We start from the raw sequence: 14,163 nt of genomic DNA, 5'->3' as shown, positions 1-14,163 counted from the left end.
GGAATGCTGCCCCGTTACTTGAAGAAGAAAGAAGCGACCTTCGTTCTTGAAGAATCGCCCCCGTTACTTTAATATGCATCTCGGTATGATTGCACTTTTTTTTCATTCATTATCTTTTCTGCTCGAAGAAAGCTCTAAAAAATTCATACACATCTATGTGGGAATCCTGAAAAGGCAATGAAGCCGCATCCATATACCAAATTGTATTTCCCTTCCTAAAATTAAAGGGATTGTGCAGTAGTTCTTTATTCTAACCATGTTTGCTTAATATTCGGGTCATTATTTTAATCTGTTAGTGAAAAATCTTTTTCGATTTGATCAATAGTCCTACTAGTTATTTCTGCGATATATTTCAATAGGTCATCATATTTTTCACCATTATTGAGTTTTTTAAATTTCTCAACATGAACCTCAAAACCTTTAAAATATTCACTTTGATAATTTGAGTTGTTATAAATTTTAATAAATTCAAGATAATCTTTTGTAGACATTTTATCTTTAATTTGAATTAGAATATCATTCCAATTTTTAATTCTTTTTTCATGAATAGGCTTTTTTACGCCAATTTCTTTTTTTTCTTCATTTTTTATCTGTTGAATAAATTGTTCGATTTCAAGTATATATTGAAAAAGCTCATACCTATTTTGGCTATCCAATTCCGATAGTATTTTAGTTTTATAATGATTATAACGCACTTTCCTATGATGCAATTTTCCTTCTGTTTTATTGGATTCTTTTTTCTTTTCCATATGATTTTTTATTGATTCTTTTCCAGTACCAAAAACCCCTGCAACTGCCACTATTTCTTTGTAGTTGTCCTTAATAAATTTTCCTGTTTTTGGTGCATATTTTTTAACGCCTTCAATAATTGGTCCAATTGGAATTCTAGACATATTTATCCCCCCTTTAGTAGTAAACAAAAAAACCTTGAAATGATAGGTTTTTTTATGACTTATTCATCAACTTTTATGGTTTTTTTTTCTTCATGTACCGAGTCCATCCAATTATATTCGACGTGGAAAGACCGTTTCCTTCTTAAATTAACCTGTCAGTTAGCTTAATAAGAAAAAACGCCACCCGTTATGATGACGTCACGCTAAGTACTATAAATATTTCCGTAGGTTCTCCGCTACTTCTTCTTTATCCAAGTGTAAGTACTGTGTTGTCACTGCGAGATTACTATGACCAAGCGCTTTTGATATTTCAGCAATATTTGCTCCCTTATTCAATAGAGACTTAGCAAAACCACGTCTGAGCGCATGCGGATTAATATTACGTAACCCAAATTCTTTAGAGTACTTATTTAACCGCTTTTGAATGTTATTATGCGTAGGACTATTCGAAATGACTCCACCTTGTTTCGTGATAAACACGTAATTATTTTCAACTCCATAGGCATGTCTAATAGCATCATTCTGCCGTACTAGAACGTATAGTAAACGGTGCAGCGTATCATCAAATGGCAATAGTAACTGATCGTGATTTTTCATAATAGCACCATCGAGTCTCAGTAACTTTTCTGTGAAGTCGATATGCCTATTTTCCAGGTGAACAATTGTATTAACACGAATCCCCGTCTTAAACATCAATAAAGCCGCTGTAGCGTCTCGTAATTGCACGAAGTCACCTAAGTCTAGCAAAGACAATAGCGTTCGAATTTCACGCTCTGTAGCGCCTTCCTTGACTTTACTATCAACTCGGATAGTGATTGACTTCCAAAACTGCGTTTCAATCCATCCATTACTAAAACAACGGGACAAGAACGCCTTCAAACATTTTAAGCGTGTTAACTTCGTTTGATTACTAACGTTCATTCGGGAAAGCCATTCGTATATTGACTCCGCCTTTAATTCGTCTAAGTATATTAGTTTTGTCGTCTCAGCAAAATGTTTTACTTGGATAGAATAATCGCTAATCGTCCTTGGACGATTACCACTGATCTCCATTTGGCGAGTAATCGTTTCATGTGCCTTTTTAACAGTCATTCGGTCTGATTTGACCGTTGTACGTGGGGTAGGATTTTTGGAGAATAAACCGCTCAAATCATCTGAAACCGATAGAATACTTTTCTTTTTCGTCATAACAAAAATAACCTCCTAGCATACGCCTAATTTCGAGTCGTTTACGGTTTTGACCGATGCACTGACCGTTTCATTTGGCGTCCTAGAAGGCTTATATATAGCGGTTTTATGTAGTGTTAATGGCGTCCCAGGAGAGATTCGAACTCCCGACCGTACGCTTAGAAGGCGTATGCTCTATCCGGCTGAGCTACTGGGACATTTTTTAGTATCAAAGACAATATTTATTATATTATCCTAATACCTAAAAGTCAACAGCTATTTCCTTTTTTATAAAAAGGGGGAAGCCCCCCTCTAAGTTTAAAGAGTAAATTCTTGTGCTAATTTTGTAAGTTCACGGCCTGAAGATTCAAACACTGACATGTTGATTTTATCAGATTGTAAATCAAGAATCACATATGTCTTTTCAAGACGCTCGCGTGGGAGGCGGATGCTGCCTGGATTGATAAAAAGCGTGCCGCCCACCACTTCTGCTCCTAAGACATGCGAGTGTCCAAAGCAGACAATATTGGCATGAACTTCCTCTGCTTTGTATTTAAGATTCATTAGTGTCGACTTTACTGAATAGCGATGGCCATGAGTGATAAAGAACTTCCTACCTGCTACTTCAGTTGTTGTCTCCAATGGGTACTCGGCGCCAAAATCACAATTCCCCATGACCGTTAAGTATCCAGAGATTGATTTATCAGTTGGCATCAATTGTGAATCACCGCAGTGAATCATTAAATCAACTTCACTTAAGTGACGTTCCCTGATGATTTCAAGCTCCTTCGTTAAGCCGTGACTGTCGCTGATAATTAATACCTTGCTCATGACTTATCAGCTCTTTCTAAAATGGAATCTAACTCGACATCTAGTTTTTTAAGCGCATTCGCCCGGTGGCTGAGTTTATTTTTTTCATCAGAAGATAGTTCTGCCATTGATCGGCCTTTTTCTGGCACGTAAAAAACTGGGTCATATCCAAAACCATTTGTTCCGCGGCGCTCCTCGAGAATCTTGCCTTCACAGGTGCCTGACACCGTTTTAGTGTCTTGACCAGGAACTGCGATTGCGAGCGCACAATAGAATCTAGCCGTTCTCTTCTCCTCAGGAACACCTTGTAGTTCTAATAACACTTTGTCTGTGTTATTCTCGTCGTTCTTTTGCTCACCGGCATAACGAGCGGAGAAGATTCCTGGTCTGCCATCCAGAGCATCAACCATTAGACCTGAGTCATCGCCAATGACCATTTTATTGAGTGCGCGGGAGACGGCCTCTGCTTTAAGGGTGGCGTTTTCTTCAAAGGTTGTGCCCGTTTCCTCCACTTCTGGTATTTCGGGGAAATCTAGTAATGTTCGAACAGTGATTCCCCTCGAGGAAAATATTTCCTCAAACTCTCTTGCCTTGCCTTTGTTTTTAGTCGCTATAATGACTTCTTTCATATTATCGCCTCTATTTTATTACAGTGTTTTTTTGAATTTGACAGTAAATTGAGCTTATGCGCCAGTAAAATTAAGTTATCCGCCAGTTAACTCCATTTATCCGCCAGTAATCATCGCTTATTGCAAGTTAATTCCGCTTATCCGCCAATTAACATCACTTATCCGCCAGTTAACTCCGCTTATCCGCCAGTAAACCCAACTTATCAGCAAATTAACTCATCTATCCAAACGAAAACTCATTCGACCGACTTACTTCTTCCTTCTACTCTCAATTTTTTTAATAATATCCTCACCCAACGCCGCCTTCTGTTGTTCAAATAACTCCATGAGCCCCTCTTGTGCCGCATGCAGCAGCCCTTGTAATTGGTCGTAAGAGAAAGTGGACTCTTCACCTGTTCCTTGCAGCTCAACAAATTCTCCATTCCCTGTCATGACTACATTCATATCCACTTCAGCCTTGGAATCTTCCGCATAGTTTAAGTCTAACACGACCTTACCATCCGATAGGATCCCTACACTAGTTGCAGCTAAATAATCAGTAATTGGAAACTTTGAAAATGACCTTTTCTCTGCAAATGAATTTAGAGCCAGAGTAAGCGCCACAAACGCACCAGTTATCGAGGCTGTTCGTGTCCCTCCGTCCGCCTGAATGACATCACAGTCAATCCAGACCGTTCTCTCACCAATCGCACTAAGATCGACAATGGCGCGAAGTGCGCGGCCTATCAGGCGCTGAATCTCCATCGTCCTGCCGGAGACCTTTCCCTTCGATGATTCGCGAATGTTTCTTGTTTCTGTTGCCCTTGGAAGCATGGAGTATTCCGCCGTGATCCAGCCTTTACCTTCTCCTCTCATAAAGTGAGGAACCCGGTCTTCAATACTAGCTGTACAAATGACCTTTGTATTTCCGACCGAAATAAGGACAGAACCTTCTGGATGCATTAAATAATTGGTTTCAATATGTATGGGCCTAAGCTGCAATGGCTCTCTTCCATCAACACGCACAACATTTCCTCCTTAAGCTGATCACTTATTTTTCAAATAAAGAAGAGGCGGCATAAGAAGCCAACCTCTTTCATGGTCACTATATAGTATAACAAAAATGTTTTTTTAATAACTACCTGTATTGACTTTTTCTGGGCGTGTTACTGGTTCAGACACCTTTTTACCTTTATCATTCTTAATGTCTACTTTCCCCTCAACCTCGACTGCAACCTTTTCAACACCCTGCTGCTCCGTTAGAGACAGCACGAGCGTATCTAGTAAAGATTGAGAGATTTCTTTTTCCTTAAAGCTGTCATAAATATTTTTATTAAAGTTTAACGTTAACGTACCGTTTTCATATTTAGGGGTGTCAAGAAGCTTCACATCTGACATAAATTCAGATACAAGTGTTGATTTCTCACTTGGTCCTTGAATTAATTGATTGACGACCGCGGCATAATTGTCCTTTTCCGTATTGCTAATCCGGCGGGTTACTGGCACGTAATAATAAGAGCCCTCTACACCACCTATATAGTAGACAGTTACCGGTTTTGTATTTGTAATATCAGCGACATCTGAAGTATCTATATTAATTCCGGTAGCCCTAGATAGATTTTCACTAATTGGTGTTCCGCTGACAGGCATTTCATTTAGGTCATGGCCGTTCATTTGAAGCTTGACCGATTTGATATTATCAAATTGCGTTAACGTCCAGGTGACAGATTGAAGGATTTTCTGCTCATCCTCTGGCTGATAATTCTTGAACTCTTTTGAGAAGTTAACGGTTGCGACCCCATTATCTTTATTAATGTTGACCGATATATCTGTATCTTCAGGAAGGACCGCTCTAAAATCATTTGGAAGCATGTTTGTCACAGGACCATCTGCCACTAAATACTCAAGGGCTTGTTTAGCTACTGAAGTAGTTTTTGGAAGTGCTAGAGTTTGTGGTACCACATAGCCATCCTTATCGATCAAGTATAGTTCAGTTTTTACCGTGTCCTTTGCTGCCTCTTTTTCTTTCACTGTGGTTTCCTTACTAACCGGAACCGTTCCTTCCTTCACAGTAACCGTTTTTGGCGGATCAATTTTCTTCTGCGTTTCGGTGCTAAACAATCCGCAGCCTGATAGTAAAACCGTTGAAGTTAACACAGTCATACCAATTATTTTTGCTTTATTTTTAGACACATAATTCCCCCCTAAGACAGTTTGTACTATCATGTATACGAGCCCTAAGAAAAAATAGACCGCCTTAACAATTAAAAATTTTTCCCATTATAAAAGGAGCCCCTAACCGGGAGCTCCTTTTAAAGTTTTATTTTATTTACATTGTCGACATGGGTGCCGAGCCACTGGGAAGCAATTTTTGAGAAAATCGATTTAGAGCCTGTTGTATAATATTCGTGCTCTGGTTCTTCTTCACAGGTGTCAAGCAAATCGTTATATTGGAGAATGGCGCTAATTTCTCGTGCCGTTTCGTCCCCTGAGCTAATGACATGTACCTTTTCACCCATTACATTTTTAATAAGGGGTTCGAGCAATGGATAATGAGTGCAGCCCAATATTAAGGTATCTAAATTTTGATCCAAAAGCGGTTGTAAAGATTCATCTACGATTCTCTCAGCAATTGCTCCCGCATATTCGCCGCTCTCAACAAGAGGGACAAATTTTGGACATGCATGACTAGTGACAAAAAGCCTGCTATTGAGCGATTTTAGAGCTTTTTCATAGGCCCCGCTTTTGACTGTTCCGATGGTACCAATTATGCCGACTCGATAGTTTTTTGTCCGCTTAATGGCAGCTCTTGCCCCAGGATTAATAACACCAATAACCGGAATCCGTAATTCCTTGCGTATTTCATCCAGTGCAGCAGCGGTAGCTGTATTACAGGCGATGACAAGCATCTTAATATTTTTCTCTAATAGAAAATTGGTCAATTCCCAAGTAAACCTTTTTACTTCCTTCCGTGATCTTGGACCATACGGGCAGCGCGCTGTGTCACCCAAATAAATAATTTTCTCATTGGGAAGCTGCCGCATCATCTCTTTGGCAACGGTTAGTCCACCGACACCAGAATCAATAACACCGATTGGTTGTTTCAAAAATTCTCGCCTCTTTTTAACGCATTTCTTGATGAAGTTTGCTCAAGCTGGATTGTAAAAGTAAGATTTGTTCCATCGTATAATTTTTTAACATCTCTTCCAAATACGCTTGACGCTTCTTGATAACTTCATCAATGATTCTTTTTCCTTCTTCTAGTAAGTGAATTCTGACCACACGCCGGTCGCTTGGATCTTTTACCCGCTCAACGAGTACATTTTTTTCCATCCTGTCGACCAAATCTGTCGTGGTGCTGCAAGCTAAATACATTTTATTTGAAAGCTCGCCAATGGTCATGTCTCCGTCTTCAAACAGCCATTGCAAGGCCACGAATTGTGGAGGAGTAATTTTATATTGACTTAACATTTCCCTGCCCTTTTGCTTAATGATACCAGAAATATAACGTAAGTCTTTTTCAATATTAGCGATCATATCCACTGTAACCTTTTGTGGGTTTTCGAGTTCCATTTGTATACACTCCTATATTTTGCTTCTCCTCAAGACGAATCTAGATAATAACCGCGGAACCAAGCTGAAAGTCTTAAAGCTTGTACTTATTTTCTACTTTTTCTGCTAAAATTTCAAGCTGTAACTCTTTTTTTCAACACTCCTGAAAAGCTATTAATTGAATCAAATGCTATAATAAATTAATTTTAACAGATTAGTTCATAATATGTTCATGTCTGAATTTTAAAACAAAGGTGAGAAAAATATGGAAATAGGTTTGAGCACTGCAGCCATACAATGGTTTAAGGATGAAGTAGAGTTGAAAAAAGGAGATAAAGTAAGATTCTATGTTAAAATTTACGGAAGCAGCCCCGTTCAAGAAGGGTTTTCACTTGCATTTACCGTCGATAACGAGCCAATAGACATAGGCGTTAAGACTGAAAGTGAAGGTCTGACTTTCTTTATTGAAGGCTCCGATTTATGGTTTTTTAATGGACATGATCTTTTTGTGGATTACAATAAACAAGTTGATGAATTAGAATTTAGTTATACCTTACCAAGGGAATAATAATGAAAACCGGCATCCTAACACGATGCCGGTTTTCATTTCTACGTATTATTAATGGAGCCTTTCACTCGCAATCGGTAATATCACTTCTATCATAGTCCCCTGCTCATCGCTCCAAATGTTGATCGTTCCGCCATGGTTTTCGATAATTTGTTTAGAAATCATGATACCAAGTCCAGTGCCGTCCTCTTTTGTTGTAAAAAATGGCTCTCCAACACGTTTTAGGATTTCAGGTGACATCCCAAATCCAGTGTCCTTAAAGAAAATTTTCACCATATTACAACCGTACTGCTTTACTTCAATCGTGATAAATCCACCTTGGGGCATGGCTTCAACAGCATTTTTTAAAATATTAATAAACACCTGTTTTAGCTGATTCTGATCACTATTAATAGTAAAATTTTGATAATTATATTTCGTCTCAATTCGAATTCCATTTATAACAGCCTGAGTATCAATTAATGTCTTGACATTCTCTAGCAGGGTGATGAGGTCAATTGGTCCAAATTTTAATTCATGTGGTTTGGCCAGGACTAAAAGCTCACTTAGGATCAATTCAATTCTGTCCATTTCTGATTCAATAATATCGAAGTAAGATTTATTTCCTTTATCTTCTGACTCCATTAACTGAAGAAACCCTTTGATTGCAGTAAGTGGGTTTCGCACTTCATGAGCAATTCCAGCAGCCAGTTGTCCTGCCACATTCAACTTTTCGGAGTTAAGCAAAAGTTCGTGCGTCTTTTTCCGTTCCGTTACATCCCGTATGATGATATGTCTTGCAGGTGTATTTTGGTAAAAAGTCGGAATTCCTTTCACTTCGGCAACAAAGGCTGTGCCGTCTAAACGCAGCAATTTATACTCGATAAAATCAGTGATAGTTCCTTCCATTACCATGATTTCCCGCTCTCTAGCAATCTCGTGAAAATCAGGATGAATAATTTCTCTGATTGACTTGTTTAGAATATCCTTTTTATCCTTCGTCCCAAATAATCTAGCACCAGTATCATTTATAAAAAGAATCTCAGAATCTTTTGCAATAATAACGGCATCAGGTGAGTGCTCTACTAAATCGCGATAGGTCTCTTCGCGTTTTTTTGCTTCTTCTTCACCCTTTTTCCGTTCTGTTACATCTCTTATGACACTGACAATCTCTAAAACATGAAGGGTATCATGGGCGATAATCGGTTTACAAAGCGATTCTACCCACAAATATTCTCCGCTTTTTTTCCGGATACGGTAGCAGTCTCGTCCACTTTCTTGGCTGTCGAGCACCATTTTCCGGCTCTGATAAGCTTTTTCGACATCATCTGGATGGACAAATGATAATAAATTTTCTTTTATTACTTCATTTTGCTCAAACCCTAGAATATATTCACAGGAAGGAGATACGTAAACAATTTCCCCTTGCAAATTCGTACTCACTATGACATCTAAAATATTATCTGTTAATACACGCTGCATCTCTTCAATTTTTCTTATTTCTTCTTTTTTTCTTTTTAATTCGGTTATGTCTTTCCCAACTGCTCTAACCCCGACGATTTGGTCATCCTCACTGATTGGGATAAACGTTATATTTAAATCAAGGATTTGGCCGATGTTAGTAATGATTTTCGTATCAAAGTTTGAAAAACGGCCTACTACCGCATTACTAAAATGATGGAACACCTTATTGATATGGTCGATTGGAAAAAGAAATTGAAGTCTTAACTTGTCCGTTTCCGCATGTGAATAACCTGTTAATTGTTGAAATGCCGGATTTGATTGAACAACATGCCCTTCTATATCCAATACAAAAATGCCATCTTCGTTGCAAGAAAATAGTGTCTCATATCTGCTGTGGTTTTCTTCCAAATATTTTAATAAAAGCATTCTTTTTTCACTTTTAATCGCTTCAACAGGACTGTTCATCTTTCTCTTTCCGTTCCTTTCTCCCATGATAATGCCTATATTACCATTCTAACTTTCATTGTAAGTTTTACTGATAAAACTTTCAATACATTTCTACTATTTTCCATTAACTTATGTTATCTTCCAAACCAGCCCACCAAGAAAGAATTCACAGGACTTTTACAGAGAATAACCCGTGAATAAAGCAGATTTTATTTTTCTAAAAAAACTTTTCCCTAAAAATGAACCGGCCTCCAAATGGAAGCCGGTCACATTATTAAAGTTCTAGCTCTCCCATTCGAAGGAGCTCTACAACAGCTTGTGAACGCCCCTTAACACCAAGCTTTTGCATGGCATTTGAAATGTGATTCCTAACTGTTTTTTCGCTTATAAATAATTCACCAGCGATTTCTTTCGTTGTTTTGTCTTGTACTAATAATTCGAATACTTCTCTTTCCCGTTTGGTGAGTAATGGCTTGTGATTATAATCATTCTCCTTCAAGTATTGTAACCCTCCTTGCCTTCGCCAGTAATGTATCGTGGGATGGGTATATATTTAGTCACCATATCTTATGTAACCGATACAAATGGAGTGACTATATTTAACCGAAAGGAGTGGGTTTTTATGAAAAAATCACAAAATTATTCCAATTTTTTTTATTCTTTGTTTAGGAGTTAATTATTTTTGCAAAAATGATATATCGTTTTGGTGCATTTCCAACATAATGAAACGGATAACACGTTGTCAGGATTAATTCTTCTTGCTGTTTCTGTAAGGTAATAATGGATTTATCGTTTGATTTAACAATTTTAGTATGAGTGATCTCGTATGTGTAATTCCCGTACGGCATCTGCATCTTTAAATGATTACCTATTTTTAATTCGCCTAATTTTCGAAAAACCGTATCCCGATGGCCCGACAAAACGATTTGCCCTTTATCACCCGGAAAGTAAGAGCCTTTATAATGGCCTACTCCCTTTTCAAGATCATCAGGGTTTGTCCCTTCCACAATGGCCAATTCCGCTTTAATTTTTGGAATGCTTAGAATTCCTATGGTATCTCCTGTTGTGGGAGGAGTACTGTTGTCTAATCTCTTCTTATCCGCAGCAACCGGCTGTTTCTGGCTGATGATTTCCTTCGCTTGCTGGAGAGCTGTAGTGGTTTTTACTTTTGTATGAGCATATTGCCAAACACCTGCACCCACAAAAATGAGGCCGATGATAATAAGAAAAAAGGGGAATTTTGTTTTCACCATGTATACCTGCCTTTTAATAGGTCATTTGTTCAAGTATATCAAAAAGTGATAAGAATGGACTAATAAAACTTCCGTTTAAAAAACAAAACCTTCTTTCCTAAACAGAAAAGAAGGTCTCTTAGATTCAATATAATTTTAGTTACCGCTGTCGCTTCCGAAGAAGTTTCTAAAGGCTTGCATGGTTGCAGCTCGGTTAACCGCTGCAATAGAAGTAGTAATTGGAATTCCTTTTGGACAAGCTTGTACGCAGTTTTGAGAGTTACCGCAGCCCTGCATACCGCCATCCTCCATAAAAGCATTTAAACGTTCAGCCGCGTTCATTTCGCCGGTTGGATGAGCGTTGAATAAACGAACTTGGTTAAATACAGCTGGTCCCATAAAGTTTGTTTTACTATTCACATTTGGACAAGCTTCTAAACATACACCGCAGGTCATACACTTAGAAAGTTCATATGCCCACTGACGTTTTCTCTCAGGCATCCGAGGCCCAGGTCCCAAATCATATGTTCCATCAATTGGAATCCATGCTTTTACCTTTTTCAACGAATCAAACATTCTGCTCCGGTCAACTGAAAGGTCACGGACAACAGGGAAGGTTTTCATTGGCGCTAAGCGAATTGGCTGCTCTAATTGATCAACCAATGCCGAACAAGATTGACGAGGCTTCCCGTTAATAACCATTGAACATGCACCGCAAACTTCTTCAAGGCAGTTCATTTCCCAAGTGACTGGAGTAGTCGTTTTCCCTTGTGCATTTACTGGATTTTTACGTATTTCCATTAATGCCGAAATAACGTTCATATTCGGACGGTATGGAATTTCGAATGTCTCCTCAAAAGGAGCAGCATCTGGGCTATCTTGACGAGTAATGATAAAAGTTACCTTTTTATTTTCAGACATGTTTCCTACTCCCCTTTCTATTAATGTTTTGTTGTGTAATCGCGCTTCCTTGGCTTAATTAACGAAACATCGATCTCTTCGTAATGGAAAGCTGGAGCAGTTTTAGAATCAACGAATTTAGCCATCGTCGTTTTCATAAATTCCTCATCATTCCGCTCAGGGAAATCAGGTTTATAATGAGCACCACGGCTCTCATTCCGGTTATAAGCACCGATCGTAATAACACGGGCCAATTGCAGCATGTTCTGTAATTGTCTTGTGAAAGCTGCCCCTTGGTTGCTCCATTTCGATGTATCATTGATATTAATGTTTTGATAACGCTCCAATAGTTCTTGAATCTTTTCATCTGTTTTTAACAGGTTGTCATTATAACGGACAACGGTTACGTTATCAGTCATCCATTCGCCAAGCTCTTTATGAAGTACATAAGCATTTTCCGTACCAACTAAAGACATAACATTATTCCATTTTTCTTCCTGTTCTTTCACATGACGGTCAAATACAGTAGAAGAAATGGCGTCGGAACTCTTTTCAAGTCCTTCAATATATTTAACAACATTTGGTCCTGCCACCATTCCGCCGTAAACAGCTGATAACAAGGAGTTTGCACCAAGACGGTTTGCACCGTGCTGTGAATAGTCACACTCACCAGCAGCAAATAAACCTTTAATGCTTGTCATTTGATCATAATCAACCCATAGTCCACCCATTGAGTAGTGAACCGCAGGGAAAATTTTCATTGGTACTTTACGTGGGTTATCACCCATGAATTTTTCATAAATCTCGATAATACCACCTAGTTTTACGTCCAATTCATGCGGATCCTTGTGAGAAAGATCAAGGAATACCATGTTTTCACCATTAATTCCAAGCTTTTGACGAACACATACATCAAAGATTTCACGTGTTGCAATATCACGTGGTACAAGGTTTCCGTAGGCAGGATATTTTTCCTCCAAGAAGTACCAAGGTTTTCCGTCTTTATATGTCCAAATACGACCGCCTTCACCACGTGCAGATTCGCTCATTAAACGAAGCTTATCATCACCAGGAATAGCAGTTGGATGGATTTGAATCATTTCTCCATTTGCATAGTAAGCGCCTTGCTGATACACGATCGATGCAGCTGAACCTGTGTTAATTACGGAGTTTGTTGACTTTCCAAAAATAATCCCAGGGCCTCCAGTTGCCATGATTACAGCATCAGCAGCAAATGATTTGATCTCCATTGTTTTTAAGTTTTGGCAGACAACCCCGCGGCACACTTCCTCATCATCTAGAACCGCACCAAGGAATTCCCAGCCTTCATATTTAGTAACCAAGCCATCCACTTCATGGCGGCGAACCTGCTCATCAAGTGCATAAAGAAGCTGCTGCCCAGTTGTTGCTCCGGCAAATGCTGTCCGGTGATGCTGCGTTCCGCCAAAACGGCGAAAATCTAGTAAACCTTCAGGTGTACGGTTAAACATAACACCCATCCGGTCAAAAAGATTAATAATTCCAGGTGCTGCATCACACATCGCTTTAACAGGCGGCTGATTCGCTAAGAAATCTCCGCCATAAATGGTATCGTCAAAGTGAATCCACGGAGAATCCCCTTCACCTTTTGTATTTACTGCTCCATTAATACCACCTTGGGCACAAACAGAGTGAGAACGTTTAACCGGAACTAGCGAAAAAAGCTCTACCGGTGTTCCTGATTCTGCCACTTTGATAGTAGCCATTAAGCCTGCAAGGCCGCCGCCGACTACAATCACTTTACCTTTACCCATTCGTGACTCACTCCTTTAATCCAAAATACAATTTTTTCCGACTTAAAATCTATTAAGATACAAACGCAATTAATGTTTGAATACTAATTAATGAAAGAATAACAAACACACCGATCGTCACGTAAGTAGTAATACGTTGTGAACGTGGTGATACCGTAATACCCCAGCTTACTAAGAATGACCATAAACCATTGGCAAAGTGAAAAATTGCTGAAAGAATTCCTACTAAATAGAAACCAAACATAAATGGTGATGATAGAATATCATGCATCATGTCATAGTTGACTTCAGTCCCTAATGCAGCTGCCACACGTGTTTGCCATACATGCCATGCAATAAAGATCAATGTAATGACGCCTGTGATACGCTGAAGTAAGTACATCCAGTTTCTGAAAGTACCAAATCTATTAACATTACTATTTGCTGTAAAAGCAATATAAAGTCCATAGATTGCATGATATAACAACGGTAAATAAATAATTACTGTTTCGAGGACAATCTTGAAAGGAAGACTTCCCATAAAGTTTGAAGCCTTATTAAAAGATTCAGGTCCCCCAGTTACAAAATGGTTGACGATTAAGTGCTGCGTCAGGAATACTCCAATCGGAATAACTCCTAGTAATGAGTGCAATCTGCGATTAACAAACTCACGATTACCCGCCATTATTTTTACCCCCCTTTTAGTTTTGAAAAGTGCTTTTTTACTGTAACCTTTTTATATTTCCTTACAAATCCTTAATTGTCATCACT

The 14,163-nt window shown here is 38.7% G+C and carries 15 protein-coding genes and 1 tRNA gene; 1 reads left to right on the top strand and 15 read right to left on the bottom strand.

The annotated features are described in order from the left end of the window. Window positions 1-284: 284 nt before the first annotated feature. From COD92_RS25930 to COD92_RS25890, 9 genes are all read right to left on the bottom strand, one after another. A complete protein-coding gene (locus COD92_RS25930) occupies window positions 285-893 on the bottom strand; it encodes a hypothetical protein (RefSeq protein WP_098526918.1) in 609 nt (202 codons plus the stop codon). A 210-nt stretch (window positions 894-1,103) separates the two neighbouring features. Continuing rightward, window positions 1,104-2,081 carry a tyrosine-type recombinase/integrase gene (locus tag COD92_RS25925; RefSeq protein ID WP_098526917.1) on the bottom strand — a complete coding sequence of 326 codons (978 nt, stop codon included), beginning with the start codon at window positions 2,079-2,081 and terminating at the stop codon, window positions 1,104-1,106. Window positions 2,082-2,201: 120 nt separating this feature from the next. Continuing rightward, window positions 2,202-2,278 (bottom strand) — tRNA-Arg (locus COD92_RS25920). Between the two features lie 100 nt (window positions 2,279-2,378). Then, complete coding sequence (locus tag COD92_RS25915) at window positions 2,379-2,891, bottom strand: metallophosphoesterase family protein (RefSeq protein WP_098526916.1); 513 nt, start codon at window positions 2,889-2,891, stop codon at window positions 2,379-2,381. Further along, window positions 2,888-3,499, bottom strand: coding sequence for an XTP/dITP diphosphatase (locus COD92_RS25910; protein ID WP_098526915.1), 612 nt, complete (start codon window positions 3,497-3,499; stop codon window positions 2,888-2,890). Before COD92_RS25910 ends, COD92_RS25915 begins: the two co-directional genes overlap by 4 nt. 249 nt (window positions 3,500-3,748) lie before the next feature. Further along, on the bottom strand, window positions 3,749-4,504 hold the full coding sequence (gene rph / locus COD92_RS25905) for a ribonuclease PH (protein WP_098996632.1): 756 nt from the start codon (window positions 4,502-4,504) through the stop codon (window positions 3,749-3,751). Between the two features lie 105 nt (window positions 4,505-4,609). Beyond that, a complete protein-coding gene (locus COD92_RS25900) occupies window positions 4,610-5,671 on the bottom strand; it encodes a GerMN domain-containing protein (RefSeq protein WP_480253586.1) in 1,062 nt (353 codons plus the stop codon). 119 nt (window positions 5,672-5,790) lie between these two features. Then, window positions 5,791-6,585 carry a glutamate racemase gene (gene racE / locus COD92_RS25895; protein WP_098526913.1) on the bottom strand — a complete coding sequence of 265 codons (795 nt, stop codon included), beginning with the start codon at window positions 6,583-6,585 and terminating at the stop codon, window positions 5,791-5,793. A 16-nt stretch (window positions 6,586-6,601) separates the two neighbouring features. Further along, a complete protein-coding gene (locus COD92_RS25890) occupies window positions 6,602-7,051 on the bottom strand; it encodes a MarR family winged helix-turn-helix transcriptional regulator (RefSeq protein WP_098526912.1) in 450 nt (149 codons plus the stop codon). Window positions 7,052-7,295: 244 nt separating this feature from the next. Here COD92_RS25890 and COD92_RS25885 point away from each other — a divergent pair, with 244 nt between their 5' ends. Beyond that, window positions 7,296-7,598, top strand: coding sequence for a HesB/YadR/YfhF family protein (locus COD92_RS25885; protein WP_098526911.1), 303 nt, complete (start codon window positions 7,296-7,298; stop codon window positions 7,596-7,598). 51 nt (window positions 7,599-7,649) lie between these two features. On the opposite strand, the gene COD92_RS25880 is transcribed toward COD92_RS25885, so the two are convergent. From COD92_RS25880 to COD92_RS25855, 6 genes are all read right to left on the bottom strand, one after another. Then, a complete protein-coding gene (locus tag COD92_RS25880) occupies window positions 7,650-9,506 on the bottom strand; it encodes a PAS domain-containing sensor histidine kinase (RefSeq protein WP_176541000.1) in 1,857 nt (618 codons plus the stop codon). Between the two features lie 256 nt (window positions 9,507-9,762). Beyond that, window positions 9,763-9,987, bottom strand: a complete 225-nt coding sequence (gerE, locus tag COD92_RS25875; RefSeq protein ID WP_007087335.1) for a spore germination transcription factor GerE — start codon at window positions 9,985-9,987, stop codon at window positions 9,763-9,765. Between the two features lie 166 nt (window positions 9,988-10,153). Next, window positions 10,154-10,738 (bottom strand): class D sortase, encoded by a 585-nt coding sequence (locus COD92_RS25870; protein ID WP_218011245.1) that lies wholly within the window; start codon window positions 10,736-10,738, stop codon window positions 10,154-10,156. 138 nt (window positions 10,739-10,876) lie between these two features. Continuing rightward, window positions 10,877-11,641: a succinate dehydrogenase iron-sulfur subunit gene (gene sdhB / locus COD92_RS25865; RefSeq protein WP_098526908.1), complete on the bottom strand. Its 765-nt coding sequence runs from the start codon at window positions 11,639-11,641 to the stop codon at window positions 10,877-10,879. A 20-nt stretch (window positions 11,642-11,661) separates the two neighbouring features. Next, window positions 11,662-13,413 (bottom strand): succinate dehydrogenase flavoprotein subunit, encoded by a 1,752-nt coding sequence (gene sdhA, locus COD92_RS25860; protein ID WP_098996631.1) that lies wholly within the window; start codon window positions 13,411-13,413, stop codon window positions 11,662-11,664. Between the two features lie 52 nt (window positions 13,414-13,465). Further along, entirely contained in the window at window positions 13,466-14,077 is a 612-nt protein-coding gene (locus tag COD92_RS25855) for a succinate dehydrogenase cytochrome b558 subunit (RefSeq protein ID WP_098526906.1), read from the bottom strand. Window positions 14,078-14,163: the final 86 nt, after the last annotated feature.

It is taken from the genome of Bacillus sp. AFS037270 (genome assembly GCF_002585305.1).
This window is presented reverse-complemented; position numbering and strand designations above follow the sequence as displayed.